The organism is Micromonospora gifhornensis (genome assembly GCF_016863515.1).
In the GTDB taxonomy this organism is placed as follows: domain Bacteria; phylum Actinomycetota; class Actinomycetes; order Mycobacteriales; family Micromonosporaceae; genus Micromonospora; species Micromonospora gifhornensis.
The window spans coordinates 58,023-82,477 of the sequence record NZ_BOPA01000006.1 but is presented as its reverse complement, the minus strand read 5'-3'; the positions used below and the strand labels follow the sequence as shown (position 1 = coordinate 82,477).

Sequence of the window (24,455 nt, the reverse complement as noted above, 5' to 3'; positions counted from 1 at the left end):
CGGCCGGGCCTGCATCCGTCCCAGACGCAAGCGCTCCCATACGAAGAGGTATGCCCATGAGATGGCGCACTCCGGCGACAATCGCCATGTGCAGTCTGCTCTCGTTGGGCCTGGCCGCTCCGGTTCAGGCTCACCCCAAGGACTCGCCCAAGCACCCGTCCCCCTCAAAGGCCCAGCCGAAGGGTCCGGACAAGAAGTCCGACAAGCCGATCGACCTGGACATCATGTTCATCGGCGCCCACCCCGACGACGAGGCCGGTCAGCTCGGCATGCTGGGATACTGGAACGAGTATCACGGTATGAAGGCCGGCGTCATCACCACCACTCGTGGCGAGGGTGGCGGTAACGCCACCGGCTTCGAGGAGGGCCCGGAGCTCGGCATCCTCCGGGAGGCCGAGGAGCGCAAGGCCGTCGCCTACGCCGGCATCGAGCACATCTACAACCTCGACGCCCTCGACTTCTGGTACACCGCCAGCGCTCCGCTGACCGCCGAGGTCTGGGGCTACGACGAGACGCTGTCCCGCATCGTGCGGGTGCTGCGGACCACCAAGCCCGAGGTCATCCTCACGATGAACCCCTCGGCCACCCAGGGCAACCACGGTAACCACCAGGAAGCCGCGATGCTGGCCGTGGACGCCTTCTACGCCGCGGCCGACCCGAAGAAGTTCCCGGAGCAGATCACCAAGGAGGGCCTCGAGCCCTGGCGGGTCTCCCGGATCTTCCAGACCGGTGGCAGCGGCTCCGGCAACATGGGTCCCTCCTGCGAGACCAGCTTCACGCCGGCTGAGGCCAGCAACGTCATCTTCGGCACCTGGCAGGGTTACGAGTCGGCGCGTCACGACGGCAACCGGTGGAACACGGTCACGACCTGGGCCCGCCGGGAGTACGTGTCGCAGGGCTGGGGCAACAGCTCCTTCCCGACGACCAACCCCGACAACATCGGCTGCAACCGGCTGACCCTGATCGACACCCGCACCCCGTTCCCGGACCCGAACGTGGGCGCCGGCACCGGTGCGCTCCAGGGCGCCACCCTCCGTGCCCCGGGCGGTCTGCCGCTCGGCACCGAGATCCACGTGCGTCCGGAGAAGTGGGAGGTGCTCGCCGGCAAGTCCATCAAGGTGGACACCGTCCTCTACGCCACCCAGGACATCAAGGGTGCCAAGGTCTCGCTGCAGGTTCCGGCCGGCTGGCGGGTCAGCGGCAACGGCAACGTCGGCACGCTGAAGAAGGGCAAGGAGGTCGTGAAGAGCTTCACGGTCACCCCGCCCGCGCAGCTCCCGGTGGGCACCCGCTTCAAGATCGAAGCGACGATGACCAGCAACAAGGACGGTAGCGGCACCAGCAGTGGACGGGTGCAGGCGACCGCTCCGGTTCGGGGCACCCTCGAGCCGCTGGAGGAGATCGCGGACTTCCGGGCGTGGACCGAGCAGAAGGGCGTCAAGCAGCTCGACGCCCTCATCGAGTCGCTGCTCAACATCCCGAGCGGCAAGAGCCGCAGCGTCCGGGTGGACCTGGCCAACCACAGCGACACCGTCCAGTCCGGCACCGTCCGGCTGAACCTGCCGGCCGGTTTCTCGGCGAACCCGCAGCAGCTGCCGTACAGCGGGCTCCAGCCCGGTGCCCGTAGCTCGGTGACCTTCACGGTGACCAACACCGACGCCACGCTGCCGACCGCCAACCGGGCGCCGGACAACGGTGCGTACCGGCTGCAGATCGAAACCACCTACAACGGTGGCAGCGCCACCGAGCCGGGTGCCTTCAACCTGGTGCCGACCACGGTGATCCCGAAGGCCAGCACCGCGCCGACCGTCGACGGTCACGGCCACAGCCACGAGTACACCGGCGAGGTCATCGACATCTCGACGCGCTGGGAGGGTACCGCCACCACGGCGGCGGACATCTCCGGCACCGCGCAGGTCACCCACACCGACGACGCCCTGTACGCCATCTTCAACATCACCGATGACGTGCTCGGCCGGTTCCTGCTGCCGGAGGACTGCAAGCGTCCGCGTCGTGCCGACGCCGTCGAGTTCGGTATCGACCCGCGGGGCAACTCGGCGAACACCTCCACGGTGTTCAACGTGGCGCTCTTCCCGGCCACCGACGACCCGGCCAACGGCAACCCGCCGTGCTTCGCCCGGGAGCGGGACAACCACCAGGGTGGCCCGGAGACCGCACCGGGTCTCGAGGTCGCCTCGGTTCTCACCGGTACCGGGTACCAGATCGAGGTCAAGGTTCCGTTCAGCGTGCTGCCGGACACCATCGACCCGAACAACATGGGCATGAACATCCTGGTCAACGACTCGGACACGCAGGACCTGTCCACGCAGACCCGGATCGGCTGGTCGACCTGGAGCGGCGTGCGGGCCGACGCGTGGCGCTGGGGTGTCGCCACCCTGCCGGGCCTGCCGGCGCGGCCGGCGGCGCCGAAGGCTCCGATCATGCCCGACACCGCGGCGCAGAGCGTCAAGTCGCCGCAGACCATCCTCCAGTCCGCCTCGGACGGGGTGGCACCGGGTGGCTACGCGGCTCTTGACGAGAAGATCCTCAAGATCAAGAAGGTCACCCAGTCCTCCTCGAAGGTCTCGGTGGAGTTGAAGGCGAAGAAGTCCGGCGTCGCCCGGGTCTTCATCTGGGACGGCGAGCGGGTCGTGGCGCAGACCGAGGTCTCGCTGAACAAGGACCGCACCCTGGTCCTGCCGCTCAACGGCGCCCTGCCGGCCGGCTCCTCGCTGCTCGTCTCGTACGAGCGTGACGGCGCCACCCTCGGTCTCGCTCACAAGCTGAAGTGACCGAACCCGGTCACCGCGTCGATCTGATGCGGTGACCGGCGATGGGCCGGGCCTTGTGCCCGGCCCATCGGCATTTCCGGCCCCACCGAGGCATCGCCCGCTCATCTTTGGCAAGCTCCGGGGATGGAGCTAGCGACCCTGGCGGTGGTCGTCGTCTGTCTCGGCGCGGGCGGCGCGGTGGGCTGGTTCGCGGCCCGGTCCCGAGCGGCCACCGAGATCGCCCGGTTGGACGCCACCCTGCGGGCCACCCGCGAGGGCGAGGGGCGACTGGAACAGTCGATGCGGGCGCTGAGCTACGAGGCGACGGCCCAGTCCCAGGAGGCGGTCGCCCGCGCGGTGGCCCCACTGCACGACACCCTGCGCCGCTACGAGCAGCGGGTGGCCGAACTGGAACGTGACCGGGTGGACGCGTACGCCGAGCTGCGTGAGCAGGTCAGGGCGATGAGCAGCGTCTCCGGCGAGCTGCGCACCGAGACCAAACAGCTGGTCGCGGCGCTGCGGGCACCGCAGGTACGCGGCCGGTGGGGCGAGCACCAGTTGCGCCGCATCGTCGAGGCGGCCGGCATGTTGGAGCACTGCGACTTCTCCGAGCAGGTCACCGCCGCCACCGACCAGCAGACCGTACGCCCCGACCTGGTGGTCCGCCTGCACGGCGGCCGTACGGTCGTGGTGGACGCCAAGGCGCCGTTCGACGCGTACCTGACCGCGATGGAGGCTCGCGACGAGCGCAGCCGCGACACTCAACTGGACGCCCACGCCAGGCACCTGCGGGGCCATGTGGACGCGCTGGCGGCGAAGTCGTACTGGACGGCATTCGAGTCGACGCCGGAGTTCGTGGTGCTGTTCGTGCCGGCCGATCCGTTCCTCGACGTGGCTCTGCAGCGTGATCCCACACTTCTGGAGCACGCATTCGCCCGCAACGTGGTGCTGGCCACCCCGGCCACTTTGATCGCAATGCTGCGCACCGTGGCCTGGTCGTGGCGGCAGGAGCAGCTGGCCCGCAACGCCGTGGCGGTGCATTCCCTGGCCCGTGAACTGTACGGTCGTCTTTCCACGCTCGGCGATCATGTCGGCAAACTCGGTGCCTCGCTCGGCGGTGCGGTGACCGCGTACAACCGCGCGGTAGGGTCGCTGGAGGCGCGGGTGTTGGTGAGCGCCCGCAAGCTGGCTGAGCTGGGTGTGTCTGATCAGGAGCTGACCACGCCGGCGCAGGTGGAGCTGGCCCCCCGCCAGCCCCAGGCGCCTGAGTTGCTGGTCGAGGATTCCATCTCGGATGGTCGAAGTCGGTCAACCTAATCGGGCTCTTATCACCTTCGATGTGACATTGCGCGTCTCGCTTATCACGAGATGGTCACAACGTACCTGTCGGTAGTGACATTGACGGTCGACACCGCGAAGGATTTCGCTCACGCGTGCCTGCATCTGAGGGCGCCTGAGTTCTCTGGAGGAAAGAGAACGTGAGTAAACCCCGAAACCTGAGCCGGCGTACCTCCGCCGCGCTCTTCGCCTCGGTCATGGCGGCTGGCGCCGTGTCCGTGGTGGGCGGTGCCGCCACCGCGAGCGCCGCTCCTGCCGGAACCGACCCGGCCCAGGTCACCCCCGCCGAGGCCCTGGGCGAGCACGACGCCAAGTTGCTCGCCGAGGCGGAGGCCAAGAAGGCCCCGACCGTCACGATGATCGTCGCCACCGACAAGGGTAAGGCGAAGGACGTCGCCGACGACCTCAAGGATCTGGGCGCTGCGGTCACCGAGCGCTACGACACCATCGGTTACGTGCTGGCCAAGGTGCCGACCAGCAAGGCGGTCAAGGCCGCCACCCTGCCCGGCGTCGCCGCTGTCGACCTGGACGAGAAGATCCAGCTGCCCGACCCCAAGCCGGAGGTCGTCCAGGGCGGCAAGAAGGGCGACAAGCAGGGCAGCACCCTCAGTGGTCCGGGTGCCAAGACCCCCGCCGACAACCCCTACATGCCGACCGGCGAGACCGGCGCGGTCAAGTTCGTCAAGTCCAACAAGAAGTGGGACGGCCGGGGCGTCACCATCGGCATCATGGACTCCGGTGTGGACCTGGAGCACCCGGCGCTGCAGAAGACCACCACCGGCGAACGGAAGATCGTCGACTGGGTCACCGCCACCGATCCCCTGGAGGACGCCAGCTGGCGCCCGATGCTCAACCAGGTGACCGGCCCGTCGTTCACCCTCGCCGGCCGCACCTGGACCGCGCCGGCGGGCACCTACCGGTTCAACCTGTTCAGTGAGTCGATCACGAACAACAGCGAGCCGGCCGGTGACGTCAACCGCGACGGCGACCGCACCGACCAGTGGGGCGTCCTGTACGACCCGGTGACCAACAACATCTGGGTCGACACCGACCAGGACGGCGACTTCACCGACGAGGCCCTGATGCGGCCGTACAAGGAGAAGTTCGACGTCGGCTACTTCGGCACCGACGACCCGGCTACTCCGGTCAAGGAGCGCATGTCGTTCGTCGTCGAGTACCGCAAGAACGTCGACACCACGCCGGCCGGTGGCCCGGGCCTGGTCGACTACGTCAACATCGGCATCATCGAGAGCGCGCACGGCACCCACGTGGCCGGCATCACCGCCGCCAACAGCATGATGGGCAACAGCGCGTTCAACGGTGCCGCTCCCGGCGCCAAGATCGTTTCCTCCCGTGCCTGCTCCTGGGGTGGTGGCTGCACCTACGCCGCACTCACCACCGGCATGGCCGATCTGGTGATCAACCGTGGGGTCGACGTCATCAACATGTCGATCGGTGGTCTGCCGGCGCTCAACGACGGCAACAACGCCCGCGCCACCCTCTACAACAACCTGATCACCACGTACGGGGTGCAGATGTTCATCTCGGCCGGTAACTCCGGCCCGGGTGTGAACACCATCGGCGACCCGTCGGCGTCGAGCAACGTGGTGAGCGTGGCCGCCAGTGTCAGCAAGGACACCTGGCTGGCCAACTACGGCTCCGTGGTCAAGAAGAAGAACGCGCTGTTCAACTTCTCCTCGCGCGGCCCGCGTGAGGACGGCGGCGCCAAGCCGAACATCGCCGCGCCGGGTTCGGCCATCTCCACCACCCCGGTCTGGCAGGCCGGCGGCCCGGTCGCCGAGGCCGGCTACGCGCTGCCGCCGGGCTACAGCATGTTCAACGGTACGTCGATGGCCTCCCCGCAGGCCGCCGGTGCCGCCGCACTGCTGCTCTCGGCCGCCAAGGCGAACCACCTGGGGGTCACCCCGGAGGCGCTGCGTCGGGCGATCTACACCTCGGCCAAGCCGATCGCCGACACCCCCACCTACGGTCAGGGCTACGGCATGTTCGACGTGCCGGGTGCCTGGAAGCTGCTGCGCAAGGGCGTCCAGACCCGCTCGTACACCGCTGACGCGCCGGTCTGCACCCCGCTCTCCGGCCAGCTGGCCACCCCGAACCAGGGCACCGGCATCTACAACCGCTGCGACTCCGCAAACGGTGGTCACAAGATCAACCAGTCGAAGTCGTACCAGGTGAAGCTGACCCGGACCAGCGGTCCGGCCGGCAACATCAAGCACTCCATCGGCCTGCGTGGCAACAACGGCACCTTCTCCGCGCCGAAGAACGTCACCCTGCCGCTGAACAAGACCGTCACCATCACGGTCACCGCCAAGCCGAAGACGGCCGGTGCGCACAGCACCATCGTCACCCTGGACGACAAGGCCACCAACACGATCGACTTCGAGTTCTCCGCCGTCGTGGTGGCCTCGAACGACGTCGCGAAGCCCAACTTCGCCTACTCGGCGCAGGGCTCGGTGGACCGCAACCACACCACGTCGTACTTCGTGACGGTGCCGCCGGGTGCCGGTGCGCTGCAGGTGAACCTCTCCGGCATCGCCACCGCGTCGCAGACCCGCTTCATCGCGATCAACCCGTACGGCGTTCCGGTGGAGAGCACCTCCAGCCTGGCGTGCTTCACCAACCACGTCAGCACGGTCGTCTGCAACCCGTTCGAGCGTGACTACGCCGACCCGATGCCCGGCATCTGGGAGATCGAGGTGGAGTCCCGTCGTACCTCGCCGTCGCTGAACAACCCGTTCCAGATCCAGGCGCGGGTGCAGGGCGTCGCGGTCGAGCCGGCCGTGGTCGAACTGCCGTCGGTCACCACCGGTGCCCCGACCCCGGTGACCTGGTCGCTGAAGAACACCTTCGGCCCGGTCACGGTCACCGGTCAGGGCGGTTCGCTGTCCAGCACGCACACCGAGCGCCCGACCATCGTGGAGCTCGCCGTGCAGGAGTTCACTGTCGAGGTTCCGGCGGGTGCCACCAGCTTCACCGCCCGCATCGGCAACGTCTCCAACGCCAGCGCCGACCTCGACCTGTTCGTCTACCGGGGCACCACCCTGGTGGCGTACAACGCCGACGGCGACTCGGAGGAGTTCGTCACCCTCAACAACCCGGCGGCCGGCACCTACACGGTCGTCGTGGAGGCGTACTCGGTCGACGGCGCGGGCGGCAGCACCGCGTACGACTACCGGGACTCGTACTCCTCCCCGGCGCTCGGCACCCTGACGGCGCCGAGCAGCAGCCTCACCCTGGCGCACGGCGCCACCGGCACCCTCACGGGTACGGTGACCGCCCAGTCCGCCCCGCCCGCGGGCCGGACGCTCTCCGGTGAGCTGGCCGTGGTGACCAGCGAAGGCGCGGTCGTCGGCCGCGGCGCGGTCAACATCGGCGCGGTGAACTGACGCACCACCACCGCACCAGGGAGCCCGCCTCCGGATCTACCGGAGGCGGGCTCCCGCCCGTTCACCCTCGAACCTGACCCGCTGCGGACTTCCTCCCCGGCCGCCGACCTACCCGGCAGCGGGCCCCGGTTGCCCCCTCGACCGTTCCGTACGCCTGGCGCGGAGTCCGGCCACGAGCAGCAGGTAGCCCGCCAGCTCGGCGGCGGCGGTCAGAGCCGGCATCGTGACCAGGGCCGGACCGGCCATGGCGCCGGTTAACAACGTCCCCCGGTTCGGGGACAGCGGCAGCAGGGTGTACGGGGCGAGAGCCGCATCGAACTGGAACAGCGCGGCCACCAGCAACAGAACCGCACCACCGGCGGCCAACCGATGGCCCCGACGAACGAGCAGCGCAGCGAGCAGGACGGCGGCGAGCGCAAGCGCGAGTGGCGCGAGCACCGCGACGGCAGCCACGCGAGGCTGCCCGCCGTGGTAGCCCGCCAACCGGAACACCACGTACCCCACCACTGCCGCGGCGGCCAGCAGGGCCCCGACCGACAGCCGTCCGCTCGGGCGGCGGTCGGTCTGCGGCCAACTTACGACGGCCAGTAGCAGCACGAAGAACAGTGCTGCCCAGGTCAGCGCGAGCCCGGTCCACAGTCCGTCGGTGAACTCGGGAGGCGGACCGGGCTCAAGGACCTGCCACCGGTAGCCGCCTTCGGCAGGATCGACGGGCATCGTCCACCATGCGTCGACGGCCACCACGATCAGCCCGACCGGCACCACCCAGCGCGGCGACGGCAACCCGGCAAGCAGCGCGTACGCCAGAAGCACGGCCACCGCGAGGACCTCGGCGTAGCGCAGGATCGGTGCGGCCGTGAGCACGCCAACCACGTGTACGGCGGCCAGAAGCCCCGCCAACGGCAGGAGCAGTGATCGTGAACGCATCAATGCATCCTGCCGTCCGACCACGACAGTGAGGCCGCCCGGCAGTCGCCGGGCGGCTACCTCAGGCGCGCTTGGCGGACGCCACCTGGAACGGGGTGCCCTGCTGGCAGGTGGTCATCAGGCCGGGTGCGGGTCGACCGGTCACCGTCACCGACGCGCCGGCGGTGAGCACCTCGCGCGGGCCGCCCAGCAGCAGATAGCCGTCGAGCAGCAGGCAACCTGGCTCGACGCCGGACTCGACCCGACCGGTCAGGGTCATCTCGCTTGTGGACGTCGGCTGCGGCTGGCCGCCCGGCTGCTTGCCGGGCTTGGTGAGTGGGGCGGTCGGGTCCACCGGGTCGACGGGCGGGGGTACCGCGCCGGTCGGGTCCGGGGTGGGCAGATCGGTCACGGATGGCGCTCCCGTCGGGGCGGCGGAGCCGTCCCCGGCGTCCTGACCGGCGCAGGCGACGAGCGCGGTGCAGACGATCAGCGCCGCGGCGGCGATCCGAAGGGTCCTCATGCCTGACTCTGACGCGGTAGCGGGGCGTTTCGTTCCATCATCTCGGGTCGGTCCGCTCAGCTGCGGGCCGCCGCGGCGGCCTTCATGTCGCGCTTGAGCTCCTGCGGCAGCGAGAAGGTGAGTCGCTCGTTGGCGGTCACCACCTCCTCCACGTCGGTGTAGCCGCGCTCGGCGAGATGGGTCAGCACCTCCTGGACCAACTCGTCGGGAACGCTGGCTCCCGAGGTCAGACCCACCGTCTGCGCGCCGACCAGCCAGGCGTCGTCGATCTCGTGGGCGAAGTCGACCAGGTGCCCGGCGCGGGCGCCCGCGTCCAGGGCCACCTCGACGAGGCGTACGGAGTTCGACGAGTTGCGCGAGCCGACCACGATCACCACGTCACACTCGGCGGCGATCTCCTTGACCACGTGCTGGCGGTTGCTCGTCGCGTAGCAGATGTCGTCGCTGGGCGGCGACTGGAGCATCGGCAGCCGCTTCTTGAGCCGGGCCACCGTCTCCATCGTCTCGTCCACCGACAGGGTGGTCTGCGACAGCCAGACGACCTTGTTCGGGTCGCGCACGGTGATCCGGTCGGCGTCCTCCGGACCGTCCACCAGTTGGATGTGCTGTGGGGCCTCGCCGGCGGTGCCGATGACCTCTTCGTGGCCCTCGTGACCGATGAGCAGGATGTCGTAGTCCTCGGCGGCGAACCGCTTCGCCTCCTGGTGCACCTTGGTCACCAGCGGGCAGGTCGCGTCGATGGCCTTGAGCGACCGCTCCTTCGCCTGCTCGTAGACCTCGGGTGCCACGCCGTGGGCCGAGAAGATCACGGTGGCGCCCTCGGGCACCTCCTCGTTCTCCTCCACGAAGATCGCGCCCTTGGCCTCCAGCGTCCGCACCACGTGCTTGTTGTGCACGATCTGCTTACGCACGTAGATCGGCGCACCGTAGAGCTTGAGTGCCTCCTCGACGGTCTGCACCGCCCGGTCGACGCCCGCGCAGTAACCGCGGGGCTTGGCCAAAAGCACGCGCTTACCGGTCCCAGCCTCAGTCACCCACCCATCCTACGCGTCCCTGCTCTCCCCCGCCCCCGACCTGTTGATCATGAGCTTGGCGGCGGTTGTCGATCTTCGAACGGCCATCGACCTCACGATCGACCGAGACGGGTGGGGCGGGAGTGAGGGGTGGGGGAACTAGGGTGAGGGGGTGGGGGACGGTGGGGTGGCGGCGAGCAGTTCGGAAGAGCCGTGGCCGGTGCGGGTGGTGAGCCAGAAGATCGGCGCCTGGGTCGCTCGGCTGGGTTGGGTGTGGGTCGACGGGCAGGTGGCGCAGATCAGCCGGCGACCCGGTGCCAGCACGGTCTTCCTGACTCTGCGTGACCCGTCGGCCGAGTTGAGCCTCACCGTCACGACCAACCGCGACGTGCTCGACTCCGGTGCCCCCGAGCTGCGTGAGGGCGCCCGGATCGTGGTGCACGCCAAACCGGAGTTCTACGCCGCCCGGGGCACCCTGAGCCTGCGGGCCGACGAGATCCGGCAGGTGGGGCTCGGCGAGCTGCTGGCCCGGCTGGAGAAGCTCAAGAAGCTGCTCGCCGCCGAGGGGTTGTTCGACCGGGCCCGCAAGCGTCGCCCTCCGTTCCTGCCGCAGCGCGTCGGGCTGATCACCGGCCGGGCCAGCGCCGCCGAGCGGGACGTGCTCACCAACGCCCGCCGCCGCTGGCCGGCCGTGGAGTTCCGCACCGTGAACGTCGCCGTGCAGGGGCCCGGCGCCGTGCCGCAGATCATCGACGCGCTGAAGGTGCTGGACAGCGACCCGAGCGTCGACGTGATCATCCTGGCTCGGGGTGGCGGCGGCATCGAGGACCTGCTGCCCTTCTCCGACGAGGCGTTGTGCCGCGCCGTGCACGCCTGCCGCACGCCGGTGGTCAGCGCGATCGGCCACGAGACGGACGCGCCGCTTGTCGACTACGTGGCCGACGTACGCGCCTCGACGCCCACCGACGCCGCCAAGCGGGTGGTACCCGACCTGGCCGAGGAGATCCGGCTGATCAACCAGGCCCGCCACCGGCTGCACCGGGCGGTACACAACCTCGTCGACCGGGAGACCCACCGCATCGACGCGCTCCGGTCCCGGCCGGTGCTGGCCCGCCCGCAGGTGATGGTCGAGCAGCGGGCCGCCGATCTGGCCGCCCTGCGCCAGCGCGCCGAACGTAACCTGCGCCACCGACTCGCCGCCGCCGACGACGACCTGCGGCACACCCTGGCCCGACTGCGGGCGCTCTCCCCCGCCGCCACCCTCGACCGCGGGTACGCCATCGTGCAGCGCGCCGACGGTCACGTCGTACGCGCGTCGGACGAGGTGGCGAAGGGCGACCCCCTGCGCGTACGCCTCGCCGACGGTGACCTCGCCGTGACGGTGAACGGCTCCTGACGGCGGCCCGCGACGCCCGGCTGTGCAGCCCGACCTCGGGTCCCGACGCCAACGGCCCATGACCGAGCAGACCGCGCGAAGTAGCTAAGCTTCGTCCCCATGACCAACCAGCCGTACGACACCACGGAGGCGGAGGCAGCGGGTACCTCGACGGGGCACGGTGACGAACCTCGCCGCCCGCGTCGACGGATCACCGTCACCCGCAGTCGTGCGGTCGCGGCGTGGGCCGTCCTGCTGGTGGCCGCCTGTCTCGCGTTCGGCCTGCCGACCGATCCGGGGTACGCCTTCCTCTGGTTGTGGGCGCTCGCGGTGGCCTGGCGCATCGACCAGCCCGTACGGTCGCACCTGGCCTTCGCGCGGGACTGGCTGCCGGTGATCGCCCTGCTCACCGTCTACAACCTCTCCCGTGGTTTCGCGGACAACATCCGGGAGCCGCACGTCACCGAACTCATCAACGCTGACCTGCGGATGTTCGGGTGGCTGACCGACGGCAAGGTCCCGACGGTCTGGCTGCAGCAGGAGCTGTACGACCCGAGCCGGGTCCAGTGGTGGGAGGTGCTCGTCTCGTACGTGTACTTCTCGCACTTCGTGGTCGCGCTCGGTGTCGCCATCGCGCTCTGGCTCACCGCACGACCTCGGTGGGCGGCGTTCATGCGGCGGTGGTTCGTGCTCAGCCTCGCCGGCTTGATCACGTACTTCCTGTACCCGGCCGCGCCCCCCTGGTGGGCGGCGGTCCACGGATACCTGGAGCCGGTGGAGCGCCTGAGCCTGCGCGGCGGGGCCGAGTTCGGCATGCACGGCGCGTTCAGTCTCATCCGGCTGGGCCAGCTGGCCTCGAACCCGGTGGCGGCCATCCCCTCGCTGCACACCGCGTTCGCCCTGTTCGTGGTGCTCTTCTTCGTCGGGCGCATCCGCAAGCGCTACGTCGCCATCCTGCTGCTCTATCCCCTGGCGATGACGTTCACCCTCGTCTACTCGGGCGAGCACTACGTCATCGACGTGCTGATCGGCTGGGCGTACGTGCTGGGCACCTTCGCGATCGTCAGCTTCGGCGAGCGGTGGTGGCGACGGCGACGGCTGCGGCAACGCGCCACGACCCCCACACCCACGCCGGACGACGGTGACGCCGCCGCCGACCAGAGAGAGCACAGCGAGCCGAAACAGTCCGCCGCTTCCTGACCCGCCCCGCGCCCAGGCCCCACCCACCGAAGGGAGTTGCTGTGCTCGACAGAATGGCCAAGCTCTCCGGCGGGCCGGCCGCGGGCTTCGGTCGGATTCTCGTACCGCTGATGTGGGTGGCAGTCTGCGTCGCGGCGGCCGCACAGGCGTGGGCGGGCCTCAGCCGACCCTGGGCCGACCGGCTCAGCGACCTTCAGGTCTACATCGGCGGTGTCAGGACCTGGTCGGCGGGCGGCAGCCTCTACGATTTCGCCGCAGCCGGCACCGGTGCCCCCTTCACCTACCCGCCGCTTGCCGGGCTCGTCTTCCTGCCACTCGGCCACCTGAACACCACGGCGGTGATGGTGGGGTGGACGATCCTCACGGTTGCCGCGGTCGTGGCCATCGCAAGGATCACGGCAGGCGCCGCCGCCCGCACCTGGCGGATCCGCAGGGATGTGGCCATGCCGGCCGTCGCCCTGCTCCTCTTCCTCTCCGCGCCCATCAGCAGCAACCTGCGATTCGGGCAGATCAGCGTCTTCCTGGTCCTGTTCGTGCTGGTCGACGCGTTGAAGGTGGTCCCCGAGCGCTACCGGGGGGTGGCCACCGGGCTGGCCGCCGCGCTGAAGCTGACACCACTGATCTTCATCCCGTACCTCTGGCTGGCCGGACAACGCGCGGCCGCCGTGAAGGCGCTCGGCACGTTCGTGGCCGCCACCCTGCTCGGCTGGCTGGTCCTGTTCGACGAGTCGGTGCGCTACTGGACGAAGGAACTGCTGGACGTCGAGCGGGTCGGCAACATCGCCACCGGCGGGAACCAGTCACTCAACGGGGCGCTGCTCCGGCTGGACCTGCCCGACTCCATCCGGTCCGGCACCGTCCTGCTGCTCGGCGGCGTCATCGTCCTGATCGCCCTGGTGCGGGCCACCCGACTGTCCCGGCGGGAGAACCTGCTGGCTGCGACGCTGATCGTCGGTGCCGCAGGTCTGGTCTTCTCACCGGTCTCCTGGACCCATCACCAGGTCTGGCTGGTGCTGGCCGCCGTCCTGCCGATAAGTGTCGCGGTCTGGAAGCGTCGGGCGTGGGCCGTGCTCGTGGCGATCGTGATGGTCGCTCCGGTGACCTCGATCGGCGCCGGGCTGCCGGGCGGCGTGGTGTGGGGGAACGCCCGGCTCATCCTGGCCGTGGCGATCGCGTGCCTGGTGCCGTTCATCGGGCGCGAGCGCGGTGACGACGCGCAGCCCGACGGGAAAACGAATCCGACGGACGAGTCGGGCGCCGTTCCCGGTCAGCGCCCCGTAGGCTCCCAGACGCTCTCTCGGTGATCACCGACAGAGGCACCGCGGGTCAGGAAGCCGACGGTGTCGGCCACGGTCAAGGAGATGCTCCGATGAGCGAGCAGACGAAGGACGTACCGCTCAACTACGAACAGGCCCGCTCCGAACTCGCGTCGGTGGTGGAACGGCTGGAGGCCGGCGGCACGTCGCTGGAGGAGTCGCTGGCGCTCTGGGAGCGGGGCGAGGAACTCGCGGTGATCTGCCAGCGTTGGCTCGACGGGGCCCGCGCCCGCATCGACGCCACCCGGCAGGACCCCACCGGCTGAGCGCCTCACACACACGACGCGGCGGGGGCGCTCGGCCTCCACGCATGACGCGGCGGGGGCACCTGACCCCCGCCGCGCGATCCCGCTTCGCTCAGTTGAACAGGTTGTACAGCTCCGGCGGAGCCTCGACGACCTGGTCGGCCGGAGGCTGCTGAGCGGCGGTCGCGTTGCCGTAGTCGCTGTACGTCACCCGGATCTCCTGGGCCGCCGTTTCACCAGTGCCGGGAACCTGGAGGACCAGCTCGGTGAGTCGACCCTGGGCGTCGGTGGTGGCGGTGAACGGCACCGAGTTCGCCTGCGCGCCGAGCGCCGTGATCATGCTCTGGTCGAGCGATCCCGCCTCGGCGGCCTTCGACAGGTCGATGGTGCCGGCGTACGCCCCGTCGCCGGTACGGCGTACCTCGGTGACGGCCTGGGTGAGCACCGCGCTGCCGGCCGGGTCGACCTTCTCGAAGTCGAAGCCGAGGCTGCGGTTGCCCTGGATGCGGGTCTGGTCGAGGTGCTGGTACTTGCCGAGGCTGAGCTTGTCCCGCCCCGGCACGCTGGACGCGGCCGCGCCCTGAAGATCCAGCTTGACCCAGCTGTCCGGCTTGGCGTGGATCAGGTCGAGGGTCATCGCGAGGTCGTCGGTCGGTTCGCCGATGTTCACCCGCATCTGGGCGCTCTGGCTCGGCTGGTGCACCTGCCCCTCGGCGGTGGAGCCGACACCTGACATGCGGAACCGGAAGTTGCCGTTGCTGATCTCCCGGGTCGAGTCCAGCAACGCCTGCTTCGCCTCGGCGTCACCCGCCGCCCCGCTCGCGCTCGCGCTCGCAGTGGCGGACGGCGTACCGGTGGGCCCGGCCGTGCTGTCGCCGGTGCAGGCGGCGACTCCGGGCGTAAGCAACGCGGCGGCCATCAGGCCGGCGCTCAGTCGTCGTACGGTCATCGGTGTCTCCCAGCAGGGTCACCCGACGCATCTCGCGCGCCGGCGGCTGTCTTCCTCTGTTCCCTGCCGGGCGGTCGGGCAATCACCTCGGCTGCCGTCACCCGACGGTGGGCGGAAACGCCGAACGGGGGCGGAACGAATCCGCCCCCGTTCGGGTGATGACCGGTCAGACCTACTTGAACATCTCGTACGTCTGCTCGTTGGCCTCGACGACCTGGTCCGCCGGCGGCTTCTGGACGGCCTTGGCCGCGCCGTAGTCGGCGTACTTGATCGTGACGTCCTGCGCCTTGGTCTCACCGGCGGCGGGGACGGAGATGACCAGCTCGATCAGCCGACCCTGGTCGTCGAGCTTCGCGGTGAACGGGATCTGCTTGGCCTGGTCGCCCAGCGCCTTGATCATGTCCTCGTCGGCGGCGACCGAGTCCGTCGCCGCGGTCATGTCGACCTTGCCGCTGTACGTGCCCGGCCCGGTCTCCTGCACGTCCGACAGCCCCTTGAACATCTCGGCGGCGTTTGCCGGATCGCTGCCGTCCTTGAGCATGTCGAGGTTCTTGGCGTCGCCGGCCTTGGCGGCGTCGATGTACTGGTACTTGTCCTTCATCTCCGCCATGCCGGGCAGCCCGGCGAGCAGGTCACCCAGATCCATCTTCACCCAGGTCTCGGAGTCGATCTGGATGACGTCGAACTCCATGGTGAAGGTCTCGTCACCGGCCGTCATGGCCATCTGAGCGCTGTTGCTCGGCTTGTGGATGCTGCCACTGCCGTTGATCGACTCGGAGGCGACGGTGAAGGAGAAGTTGCCCTCGGCCAGCCCCTTGGTGGAGGCGACAAGCGCCTCCTTCGGGTCCTTCGGGATGGCGGGAGCGGAGGAGCCCGACGCGGTGGGCGAGTCGGTGGCGCCGGAGTTGCAGGCGGCCACGCCGGGAACGAGCAGCGCGGCAGCGACAACGCCCACGCTCCAGCGTCGAATATTCACAGACAATCTCTTCTCAAAATCGGGAAAACCGGACGGGTCAGATCCGTCCGACAAACGACCGTCCGGGAGCGTAACGGATCGGAGGGACATTTCGGGGACCCTGAAATCAGCCCACGGCGCGGGCCATCTCCCGCAGCTCGTTGTCCCGGGCGTCGCCGATCACGATCACGGTCCGCTCCGGCTGGAGCAGCACCAGTGCCTGCTCGTTGCCCCGCGCGGTGTACCGCTGCCAGGTGCCGCCACCGAGATCGGCCTGCCCCTGCGGCTGTCCCCGTTCGGTGAGCTCGGTGGGCAGCAACTGCTCCGGCGGCACGTTGCTCTGCACCAACTGCAGGCCGCGCCCTTCCGGAGTGACATATCCCACCCGGAGAGTGGCCCCGCCCTCGACCGCGCGGTACGAGGCCCGCACCGTCCGCCAGCCGTCGCCCAGCCCGGCCGGCTCGCTCACCGGGAACTCCGCGGCCGCCCGCGCCTGCTCGAAAGCGGGGGCCGGGTCGACGGAGGTCGGCTGGTCACCGCCGAGGAAACCCCGGTAGAAGGCGAGCAGCAGGGCGATCGGCACCAGCAGCACCAGCAGCGAAATCGCCATGTCACGCGGCGAGCGGGTGGAGGCCGGCTTCGCGGCACCCGCAGACGGGCCCGGCAAGGGCTGTCCGGTGCCCGGGCCACCGCTGCGATCGGCGGTCGGCCGGTCCTCACCCGGGGTCTGGTCTGCGGGTTCGCGGTCGGCATGCTGTGCGGGTTCCACCCCGCCATTCTGGCAGTTGCCCGACCGGCGGTATCCGGCCCATCACCGCCCCGCCCCGGCTCCGCGTCCGCCATCGTGTGAGGATCAGGAACGAAGCCGGCAGCTGCCCACCGTCGGCCCGGTCAACCCCGCACCGCCGCGAGGAGGAGCCGTTCAGATGACGACCACCAGGACCCGTACCCCACAAGATCTCGACCGCAACCTTGCTCTCGACCTCGTCCGGGTCACCGAGGCCGCAGCGATGGCTGCCGGCCGGTGGGTCGGTCGGGGCGACAAGGAGGGCGGCGACGGCGCCGCCGTCGACGCGATGCGCAAGCTGATCAACTCGATTCCGATGCGCGGGATCGTGGTGATCGGCGAAGGCGAGAAGGACAACGCGCCGATGCTCTTCAACGGTGAAGAGGTAGGTGACGGCACCGGACCCGAGGTGGACGTCGCGGTCGACCCGATCGACGGCACCACGCTGATGAGCAAGGGGATGCCGAACGCCCTGGCGGTGCTCGCCGTCGCCGAGCGGGGTGCGATGTTCGACCCGAGTGCGGTCTTCTACATGGAGAAGCTCGCCGTCGGGCCGGCCTACGCCGACGTCGTCGATATCAACGCCGGTGTCGCCGAGAACCTGCGCCGGATCGCCAAGGTCAAGGGCACCAGCGTCTCCGAGGTGACGGTCTGTGTGCTCGACCGGCCCCGCCACGACGGCCTGGTCGACGACATCCGCCGGGCGGGTGCCGGCATCCGCTTCATCTCCGACGGCGACATCGCCGGTGCCATCGCCGCCGCCCGCGGGGAGTCCGACGTCGACGTCCTGATGGGCATCGGCGGCACCCCCGAGGGGATCACCGCCGCCTGCGCGCTGAAGTGCATGGGCGGGATGATGCAGGCCAAGCTCTGGCCCCAGGACGAGGCCGAACGGGAGAAGGCGCTGGCTGCCGGGCACGACCTGGACCGGGTGCTCACCACCGACGACCTGGTCACCGGCGACAACTGCTTCTTCGTGGCCACCGGCGTCACCTCCGGCGACCTGCTGCGCGGGGTGCGCTACCGGGCCGGCGGGGCGTACACCCAGTCGATCGTCATGCGCTCGAAGAGCGGCACGATCCGGGTGATCGACTCGTACCACCGGTTGGAGAAGCTGGCGCTCTACTCGGCTGTCGACTTCGACGGCCGGCCGCTGGCCGAGCAGGCGTGAGCGGGTACGGCGAGCGGACCTTCAGGCGCGGTGGCCGGCCGTTTCGTACCGCTGGCGGGCGGAGCGGGGCGGCGGCGTGAGCGTGGCCGGCACGGCGCCCCGGACGGCGAGGTCGGCGGGACGCCGGGCCGGCGCGGTGGCACTGGCGGCCGTCGCCGGCATGGCGGTGGCCGTCCAGTCGCGCATCAACGGCGAGCTGGGCGTACGCCTCGACGACGGCCTCGCCGCGGCGACCATCTCCTTCGGGGTGGGTCTGCTGCTGCTGTTGGTGCTGGTGCCCGCCACCCGTAGCGGGCGGCAGGGGCTCAGCGCGCTGCGCGCCGCCCTGGGCGCAGGCACCATCCGCCCGTGGCAGTGCATCGGCGGGGCGTGTGGCGCGCTGCTGGTGTTCACGCAGGGAGCCACCGTCGGCACCCTCGGCGTGGCCGTGTTCACGGTGGCGGTGGTCGCCGGCCAGTCGGCGAGCAGCCTCGTGGTCGACCGGGCGGGTGTCGGCCCGGGCGGACGCCAGCCGGTGACCGGCGCCCGGCTGGCCGGCGCGCTGCTGACCGTGGCGGCGGTGCTGCTGGCCGTCGGTGGCCGGGGACTGGAGCCGGCCGCGCTCGGGCTGACCCTGCTGCCACTGGTCGCCGGGATCGCGGTCGCCTGGCAGCAGGCGGTCAACGGTTGGGTCCGGGTGGTCTCCGGCAGCACGTTGACCGCGACGGGGGTGAACTTCGTCGCCGGGACGACTGTCCTGCTCATCGCCTTCGTCGTCAGCGTCGTGGTGCGCGGGGCACCCTCCGGTGACCTGCCGACCGAACCATGGCTCTACCTGGGCGGGCTGGTCGGCGTGTTGTTCATCGCGATCGCCGCGTCGGTGGTCCGCCTCATCGGCGTACTCGTGCTCGGGCTGGCGACCATCGCCGGTCAGGTCATCGGCGCGGTGCTGCTCGACGTGCTGCTTCCGACGGCCGCGTCGCAGCCGAGCCTGAGAACCGTCCTCGGTGCGCTGCTCACCCTGGTCGCCGTCGCCGTGGCCACGCTTGGCGGACGGATGCTGCCCACCCGCCGACGACCGTCCTGAGGCGTACGACTCAGGGCATGGTCATCGGCGACGTGGAGCCGTACGGATCGTCCAGCTCGGGCCGACGACGACGGAAGATGATCGCCGCCACGATGCCGCCCAGCAGGCCGAAGAGATGGCCCTGCCAGGAGATCCGCTCGTCGGTCGGCAGGACGAGCGCCAGTTGGCCGCCGTAGAGGAGGCCGACCAGCAGGAAGACGGCGAAGTTCCACCAGCTTCGCTCGAAGATGCCGCGGGTCAGCAGGATGCCGAGATAACCGAAGATGACCCCGCTCGCCCCGACGACGATCGTGTTGGGCGACCCGGTGAACCAGACACCCAGGCCACTGGCCAGCACGATCACCAGCGTGGACCAGAGGAACCGTCGGGCACCGGCGGCCAGGACGAAGGTGCCGAGCAGGATCAGCGGGATGCTGTTGCTGTAGAGGTGCTCGAAGCCGTGATGCAGGAACGGTGAGAAGAAGACACCGTCCAGCCCCTCGATGCGCTGCGGGATGATGCCGGCCGCGGCGTCGAAGCCGGCGCCGAGCCACTGGTCGAGGCCCTCGATCAGGAAGAGCACCGGCACCACGGCGCACATGGCGACGAAGGCTCGGCCGATTGACGAGTAGAAGGCCTCGGTGCCGAACCGGTGCGGGTCGCCGTTGACAGGGTGCAGGCTCACCCGTCAACAGCTATCAGCAAACGCCGGTAGCCGCCACTTTCGGTCGCCCCGGATCCACGCCGGCAGCGCATTCACCTGCTCGGTGGCGCCGCCGGAGACGGTGAGGACGTGCGCCACGGGTAGCCGGCCGCAGCGGCTACCCGTGCTTTCACCGGGGCTGGACCTGGTGGTACGGGTGCGTGGTCATGGTGAGCTGGCCGCCGATGACGGCCGGATCGGTCGCGGTCAGATCGGCGGCCTCGCCTGGCGGCAGAGCGAGGACCAGGGCACCGACGAGATCGCCGGTCAGTCGCTCGTCATGTCGCCAGATCGGACCGGCGACCACGGCCGTGCCGGCGTCCACCTGACGCCTGATCCAGGCGAAATGGCCTATCGCATTGCGCTGTGCTGCCAACGGCTGGGAGTGGTCCCAGCCCGGACCGGGGTGCACCAGAACGAGACTGGTGGTGGGAAGTTGATCCATCAGGTCAGGATGACAGCAGCGGCAGGCGGCCGTCGACATCCGTCACCATCACCAGCCGGGCTGACGGGTCCGTGCCCAGCCACGCCCACTGCAACGTGATGGCGGTGCCGGCCAGACCGACGAGTTCGTGATGGGGTGCGTCGTCGACGCGGCCGGCGGACCAGGCGGCGGTCGCGGCACCGCTCGCCGCGCACAGCGCCGCGACAACGTCGTGCACCGCCTGGCCGGGGACGGCGTACCACGAAGCCACCGACCGCGTACGGGCCACCAACTGACCGGCGACGGCCGGCCAGTCGTCCCACAGGCTGTTGGCCTGGATCGCCCAGCAGGCGATGTTGGGCACGGTTGGGGCGGCCGGGCTGGCCGCCAACACCTCCCATGCCGGGTCGACCACCCACGCGGGAACGGCCAGGCCTGCGACCAACTGTGAGAGATGGGCGGGGTCCGGCGGCGCGGGTGCCGCGTACGGCGGCCGGTTCAGCCGGTCCAGGTGTCGGCGGGCAGCAGCGTCGAGGTCGAGCACCTCGGCAACCCGGGCGAGAGTACGGGGTGACGACCGGTTACCGGCCTCGATGGCCTGCCAGGCCCGGCTGGTGATCCCTGCCTGGCACGCAGCGGCGGCCTGGGTCAATCCCACGCTGCGGCGAACGGCAGCCAGCCAGGCCCCCGCGGGCTGGGCCGGGGTCATGCCCGCAGTCGCGTGCAGACCGGACAGTTGTCAGGCCCGCTGTCGACCGACGGCGACGGCGGCGTGTAGCCGGGCGGAAACTGGAACACGACGAGGCGTCGGCCGTCCTCCGGTGCCATCGGAGCGAGGATCACCATGTCCAGCGGCACACCGGGATCGTCGAGGTCGGCACCGGGCTCCCGGAAGAAGCGGCGTGCGGTGGGCGGGTCGACACTGATCATCGAGGTGGCGGCCCATCGGGCGGCGAACTCGGGGTAGCCGAGCAGATCGTCGAGAAGTGCCGAGAATCCCGGGTTGCCGGCCATCGGCGCGTACAGGGCGCGGAAGCGGGCCACGAATTCGTCCGCGAAGCGCGGCCAATCGACGAAGACGTGCTGGGCGTGCACGTTGCCGAAGATCCACTTGGCGATGTTGCGTTCTGCGGTGGGTACGGATCCGAAGTCGACGAACCACTGGGCGACAGCGCGGTTGGCCGCGAGCACCTGCCAGGCCGCATCGGTGACGTAAGCCGGGCAGGCCATCTGCTCGCACATCTGGGTCAGGCCGGCGTCGGGATCGGTCGCGTAGCTCTGCGCCGGCCGGGACGTGCCGGTCGCCGTCACCCACAGCGTACGGCGCTCGTCGGCGTCCAGGCGCAACACCTCCGCGACCCGCTCCAGCAGGTCGGCGCTGGGTCGGCCACGACTGCCGCGTTCGAGGTCCACATACGCGCGCAGGCCGTACCCCACCGCCTCGGCGACGTCCTCCTGGGTCAGGCCGCCACTGCGGCGGCGGTGCAACCGGGGCGGTAGCCCGATGTCCTCGCGTGTCAGACGACCGCGCCAGTGCCGCAGCACCTGACCCACGATTTCGCTCACGATCACACCTCCGAACGCCGCACGGTACGCACCACACGATGTGAGGCTTCGTGTGCCGGGAGCGCCTGGTGGATCTCCACCCCGCCAGACAGAGTGAGTACGACCACGGGGGCGGCGGTTGGGTCCGACGCGGCCCGGATGCATCCGCATCGGGCCCAACTCCGGGTGGTACGCCCCATCCCCCTGGCTCGATCAACGCGCATCGGCGGGAACGAGGCGTCTGTCCTCGTTCCCGCCGATGCGCTGACCGGTCAGTACCAGCCGGTGTTCTGCGAGTGGTTCCAGGCGCTGCACGGGGTGCCGTAGCGCCCCTTGATGTAGCCCAGTCCCCACTTGATCTGCGTGACGGGGTTGGTCTCCCAGTCCGAGCCGACCGTGGCCATCTTGTTGCCCGGGCGGGCCTGCGGGATGCCGTGTGCTCCGGAGGAGTTGTTGTGGGCCCGCGGGTTCCAGCCGCTCTCCTTGTTCCAGAGCTTGTCCAGACAGGGGAACTGATCGATCTTGAAGCCCGCGTCGATCATGAGGGCACAGCCGGTCTTCCGGTTTCCGCTGTACTCCGCGCAGGACTCCGGGATCGGCCCGTCGTACGGCTTGAGGGCCCGGGCCCGAGCGGCGGCGGCCTCCTTGGCGGCCTTCTCCTCGGCGGCCTTCTTGCGTGCCGCCTCTTCGGCCTTGCGGGCCTTCTCGGCGGCGGCGCGGGCGCGCTTGCGGGTCTCGACGGCCTGCTGGCGAGCGGCCCGCACCTGGCGGGAGACCTGCTGCTCCTGCCGGTAGTCGACGTCGATCTGGGTGACACTGCCGGCCACCTGCGCGCCCGGATCCGGGCGCGGCGTCTGGCGGTCATCGCTGAGGTAGAAGCCGCCGGCCACGCCCCCAGAGAGCAGCACGACAGCAACGCCACGGGCGGCGAACCGGCTCCACAGCCGACTCACGTGGTGATCCCTTCGTCGGGGTCAGGGACGCGGAGTGACCGGCCCACCGGGCCGAAGCACACCGCGAGCGCCCGCGACCGGCTCGCCGGTCACCGTAGACACACCGCCGTCATGTCCGGTGGCTGTCCGCTCCCTGGCGGGAGTGGCGAACGGCCACCGTTGATGCCCGCGGTGCGTGGGCGCCCGTTGGACACCATCGCGCACAGTGAGGCCGATGGGAAACGACCAGACTCAATTGTGACGTGCGTCACTCAAAAAATGGGTGGGAACACGCCCTAAAGGCTCATCATTGCGGGATGTCCTCCAGCAGATCGGTCACCATCGCCGCGATCGGAGATCGCTCCGAACGGCTGAGCGTGACATGCGCGAAGAGCTGATGACCCTTCAGCGCCTCGATCACCGCGGTGACGCCGTCGTGCCGGCCGACCCGGAGGTTGTCCCGCTGCGCGACGTCGTGGGTGAGCACGACCCGGGATCCCTGACCGATCCGGGAGAGCACCGTCAGCAGCACGCCACGCTCCAGGGACTGCGCCTCGTCGACGATGACGAAGGCGTCGTGCAGGCTGCGCCCGCGGATGTGGGTCAGCGGCAGCACCTCCAGCAGACCCCGTGAGGTGACCTCCTCCAGCACGTTCTCGTGCACCACCGCGCCGAGCGTGTCGAAGACCGCCTGCGCCCAGGGCGACATCTTCTCCGACTCGGAGCCCGGCAGGTAGCCGAGTTCCTGGCCCCCTACGGCGTACAGCGGGCGGAAGACGATCACCTTCTTGTGTCGGCGGCGTTCCATCACCGCCTCCAGGCCGGCGCAGAGCGCCAGGGCCGACTTGCCGGTGCCGGCCCGGCCACCGAGCGAGACGATGCCGATCGACTCGTCGAGCAGCAGGTCGAGTGCGATCCGCTGCTCGGCGGAGCGGCCGTGTACGCCGAACGCCTCCCGGTCACCACGGACCAACCGGACGGTCTTGTCCGGCAGCACCCGACCGAGAGCCGAACCGCGGGTGGAGTGCAACACCAGACCGGTGTGACACGGCAGGCCGGCAGCGGCGTCCGCGTCGATGCTCTCCCCGCCGTAGAGCCGGGCGATGTCCTCCTCGGCCAGATCCAGCTCGGCCATCCCCGTCCAGGTCGGATCGCTCGCCTGACCGTGCCGGTACTCGTCGGCCCGGAGCCCGACCGAGGCGGCCTTGACCCGCAGCGGCATGTCCTTGCTGACAAGCGTCACCTCCCGCCCTTCGGCGGCGAGGTTCAACGCGACGGAGAGGATCCGGGCATCGTTGGACTCGTTGCGGAAGCCCGGTGGCAGCACCCCGTCGTCGGTGTGGTTGAGCTCCACCCGCAGCGTGCCACCGTCGTCGTTGGCGGGCACCGGACGGTCCAGCCGTCCGTGACGTACGCGCAGCTCGTCCAACATGCGCAGGGATTTCCGGGCGAACCAGCCCAACTCGGGATGGTGTCGCTTGCCCTCCAGTTCGGAGATCACCACCAGCGGCAGGACCACCTCGTGCTCGGCGAAACGGTGGAACGCCGCCGGGTCGCTGAGCAGGACGGAGGTGTCCAGGACGAAGGATTGCCCCGCTGGTCGGGGCTCCCTGGTGTCGGCCGACGCGGTAGCCGCGGTGCGGCGGCTCCGAGTGGTGCGGCGGGTCGTGGCAGTCGCGGCCGGGCTCTGCTCGGCCCCGGCGGTCGTACGGCGAGTGGTCACAGGCCTGCTCCGGCGGATGGGCACCCGGCCACCCGCGGTCCGCCTCCTCCGGTGCCCGACGGACACGGGGCGGATGCGGGCCCCGTGCGCGAGGTCGCAGGCCGGGCGGGCCGGCTGGCTCGGGACA

At 70.1% G+C, this 24,455-nt stretch carries 21 protein-coding genes; 9 read left to right on the top strand and 12 right to left on the bottom strand.

Annotated features, from left to right (window positions below; all coding sequences use genetic code 11):
- Nucleotides 1-56 precede the first annotated feature (56 nt).
- The 3 genes from Vgi01_RS03570 to Vgi01_RS03560 all read left to right on the top strand — a co-directional run bounded on the left by Vgi01_RS03570 (nt 57) and on the right by Vgi01_RS03560 (nt 7,516).
- A complete protein-coding gene (locus Vgi01_RS03570; protein ID WP_102656549.1) occupies nt 57-2,792 on the top strand; it encodes a sugar-binding protein in 2,736 nt (911 codons plus the stop codon).
- Between the two features lie 123 nt (nt 2,793-2,915).
- Nucleotides 2,916-4,088 carry a DNA recombination protein RmuC gene (locus Vgi01_RS03565; RefSeq protein WP_102656550.1) on the top strand — a complete coding sequence of 391 codons (1,173 nt, stop codon included), beginning with the start codon at nt 2,916-2,918 and terminating at the stop codon, nt 4,086-4,088.
- A gap of 161 nt (nt 4,089-4,249) precedes the next feature.
- The gene (locus Vgi01_RS03560; protein ID WP_204290116.1) at nt 4,250-7,516 is read left to right on the top strand and encodes a S8 family serine peptidase; all 3,267 of its coding nucleotides are present in this window, start codon (nt 4,250-4,252) and stop codon (nt 7,514-7,516) included.
- 108 nt (nt 7,517-7,624) lie between these two features.
- Here the strand turns inward: Vgi01_RS03560 and Vgi01_RS03555 are convergent, their stop codons facing one another.
- The 3 genes from Vgi01_RS03555 to Vgi01_RS03545 form a co-directional block, all read right to left on the bottom strand.
- Nucleotides 7,625-8,443: a hypothetical protein gene (locus Vgi01_RS03555; RefSeq protein ID WP_102656552.1), complete on the bottom strand. Its 819-nt coding sequence runs from the start codon at nt 8,441-8,443 to the stop codon at nt 7,625-7,627.
- A 61-nt stretch (nt 8,444-8,504) separates the two neighbouring features.
- A complete protein-coding gene (locus Vgi01_RS03550) occupies nt 8,505-8,945 on the bottom strand; it encodes a hypothetical protein (protein WP_102656553.1) in 441 nt (146 codons plus the stop codon).
- A gap of 56 nt (nt 8,946-9,001) precedes the next feature.
- Entirely contained in the window at nt 9,002-9,979 is a 978-nt protein-coding gene (locus Vgi01_RS03545) for a 4-hydroxy-3-methylbut-2-enyl diphosphate reductase (RefSeq protein WP_102656554.1), read from the bottom strand.
- A gap of 151 nt (nt 9,980-10,130) precedes the next feature.
- Between Vgi01_RS03545 and xseA the strand changes: the two genes are divergently transcribed.
- The 4 genes from xseA to Vgi01_RS03525 all read left to right on the top strand — a co-directional run bounded on the left by xseA (nt 10,131) and on the right by Vgi01_RS03525 (nt 14,115).
- Nucleotides 10,131-11,354 (top strand): exodeoxyribonuclease VII large subunit, encoded by a 1,224-nt coding sequence (gene xseA, locus Vgi01_RS03540; RefSeq protein WP_204290115.1) that lies wholly within the window; start codon nt 10,131-10,133, stop codon nt 11,352-11,354.
- Between the two features lie 99 nt (nt 11,355-11,453).
- Nucleotides 11,454-12,533 (top strand): phosphatase PAP2 family protein, encoded by a 1,080-nt coding sequence (locus tag Vgi01_RS03535; RefSeq protein ID WP_204290114.1) that lies wholly within the window; start codon nt 11,454-11,456, stop codon nt 12,531-12,533.
- A 41-nt stretch (nt 12,534-12,574) separates the two neighbouring features.
- A complete protein-coding gene (locus Vgi01_RS03530) occupies nt 12,575-13,837 on the top strand; it encodes a glycosyltransferase 87 family protein (protein WP_204290113.1) in 1,263 nt (420 codons plus the stop codon).
- Nucleotides 13,838-13,902: 65 nt separating this feature from the next.
- Complete coding sequence (locus tag Vgi01_RS03525) at nt 13,903-14,115, top strand: exodeoxyribonuclease VII small subunit (RefSeq protein ID WP_102656558.1); 213 nt, start codon at nt 13,903-13,905, stop codon at nt 14,113-14,115.
- 91 nt (nt 14,116-14,206) lie between these two features.
- Here the strand turns inward: Vgi01_RS03525 and Vgi01_RS03520 are convergent, their stop codons facing one another.
- From Vgi01_RS03520 to Vgi01_RS03510, 3 genes are all read right to left on the bottom strand, one after another.
- Complete coding sequence (locus Vgi01_RS03520; protein ID WP_102656559.1) at nt 14,207-15,043, bottom strand: hypothetical protein; 837 nt, start codon at nt 15,041-15,043, stop codon at nt 14,207-14,209.
- A 172-nt stretch (nt 15,044-15,215) separates the two neighbouring features.
- Nucleotides 15,216-16,019, bottom strand: coding sequence for a hypothetical protein (locus Vgi01_RS03515; protein ID WP_233196617.1), 804 nt, complete (start codon nt 16,017-16,019; stop codon nt 15,216-15,218).
- A gap of 106 nt (nt 16,020-16,125) precedes the next feature.
- Nucleotides 16,126-16,767 (bottom strand): DUF4245 domain-containing protein, encoded by a 642-nt coding sequence (locus Vgi01_RS03510; RefSeq protein WP_102656561.1) that lies wholly within the window; start codon nt 16,765-16,767, stop codon nt 16,126-16,128.
- Between the two features lie 157 nt (nt 16,768-16,924).
- Here Vgi01_RS03510 and glpX point away from each other — a divergent pair, with 157 nt between their 5' ends.
- Together glpX and Vgi01_RS03500 are read left to right on the top strand one after the other, a co-directional pair.
- Nucleotides 16,925-17,956: a class II fructose-bisphosphatase gene (glpX, locus tag Vgi01_RS03505; protein WP_102656562.1), complete on the top strand. Its 1,032-nt coding sequence runs from the start codon at nt 16,925-16,927 to the stop codon at nt 17,954-17,956.
- A gap of 82 nt (nt 17,957-18,038) precedes the next feature.
- Complete coding sequence (locus Vgi01_RS03500) at nt 18,039-19,022, top strand: DMT family transporter (protein WP_373306847.1); 984 nt, start codon at nt 18,039-18,041, stop codon at nt 19,020-19,022.
- 10 nt (nt 19,023-19,032) lie between these two features.
- On the opposite strand, the gene Vgi01_RS03495 is transcribed toward Vgi01_RS03500, so the two are convergent.
- From Vgi01_RS03495 to phoH2, 6 genes are all read right to left on the bottom strand, one after another.
- Nucleotides 19,033-19,686: a rhomboid family intramembrane serine protease gene (locus Vgi01_RS03495; RefSeq protein ID WP_013731593.1), complete on the bottom strand. Its 654-nt coding sequence runs from the start codon at nt 19,684-19,686 to the stop codon at nt 19,033-19,035.
- A 148-nt stretch (nt 19,687-19,834) separates the two neighbouring features.
- Nucleotides 19,835-20,149 carry a YciI family protein gene (locus Vgi01_RS03490; protein WP_204290112.1) on the bottom strand — a complete coding sequence of 105 codons (315 nt, stop codon included), beginning with the start codon at nt 20,147-20,149 and terminating at the stop codon, nt 19,835-19,837.
- A 4-nt stretch (nt 20,150-20,153) separates the two neighbouring features.
- Nucleotides 20,154-20,837, bottom strand: a complete 684-nt coding sequence (locus Vgi01_RS03485; RefSeq protein WP_102656565.1) for a helix-turn-helix domain-containing protein — start codon at nt 20,835-20,837, stop codon at nt 20,154-20,156.
- Complete coding sequence (locus tag Vgi01_RS03480) at nt 20,834-21,694, bottom strand: helix-turn-helix transcriptional regulator (RefSeq protein WP_239088784.1); 861 nt, start codon at nt 21,692-21,694, stop codon at nt 20,834-20,836. Before Vgi01_RS03480 ends, Vgi01_RS03485 begins: the two co-directional genes overlap by 4 nt.
- 251 nt (nt 21,695-21,945) lie before the next feature.
- A complete protein-coding gene (locus Vgi01_RS03475) occupies nt 21,946-22,626 on the bottom strand; it encodes an aggregation-promoting factor C-terminal-like domain-containing protein (RefSeq protein WP_102656566.1) in 681 nt (226 codons plus the stop codon).
- A 286-nt stretch (nt 22,627-22,912) separates the two neighbouring features.
- Nucleotides 22,913-24,328, bottom strand: a complete 1,416-nt coding sequence (phoH2, locus tag Vgi01_RS03470; protein WP_102656567.1) for an RNA 5'-3' helicase PhoH2 — start codon at nt 24,326-24,328, stop codon at nt 22,913-22,915.
- Between the last annotated feature and the right edge of the window lie 127 nt (nt 24,329-24,455).

Bases quoted from the DNA above. Each gene is read 5' to 3' on its own strand.
- Vgi01_RS03535 (WP_204290114.1), top strand. From the start codon at position 11,454: ATGACCAACCAGCCGTACGACACCACGGAGGCGGAGGCAGCGGGTACC.
- Vgi01_RS03525 (WP_102656558.1), top strand. From the start codon at position 13,903: ATGAGCGAGCAGACGAAGGACGTACCGCTCAACTACGAACAGGCCCGC.
- Vgi01_RS03490 (WP_204290112.1), bottom strand. From the start codon at position 20,149: ATGGATCAACTTCCCACCACCAGTCTCGTTCTGGTGCACCCCGGTCCG.
- Vgi01_RS03565 (WP_102656550.1), top strand. From the start codon at position 2,916: ATGGAGCTAGCGACCCTGGCGGTGGTCGTCGTCTGTCTCGGCGCGGGC.
- Vgi01_RS03520 (WP_102656559.1), bottom strand. From the start codon at position 15,043: ATGACCGTACGACGACTGAGCGCCGGCCTGATGGCCGCCGCGTTGCTT.
- glpX (WP_102656562.1), top strand. From the start codon at position 16,925: ATGACGACCACCAGGACCCGTACCCCACAAGATCTCGACCGCAACCTT.
- Vgi01_RS03550 (WP_102656553.1), bottom strand. From the start codon at position 8,945: ATGAGGACCCTTCGGATCGCCGCCGCGGCGCTGATCGTCTGCACCGCG.
- Vgi01_RS03570 (WP_102656549.1), top strand. From the start codon at position 57: ATGAGATGGCGCACTCCGGCGACAATCGCCATGTGCAGTCTGCTCTCG.
- Vgi01_RS03555 (WP_102656552.1), bottom strand. From the start codon at position 8,443: ATGCGTTCACGATCACTGCTCCTGCCGTTGGCGGGGCTTCTGGCCGCC.
- Vgi01_RS03485 (WP_102656565.1), bottom strand. From the start codon at position 20,837: ATGACCCCGGCCCAGCCCGCGGGGGCCTGGCTGGCTGCCGTTCGCCGC.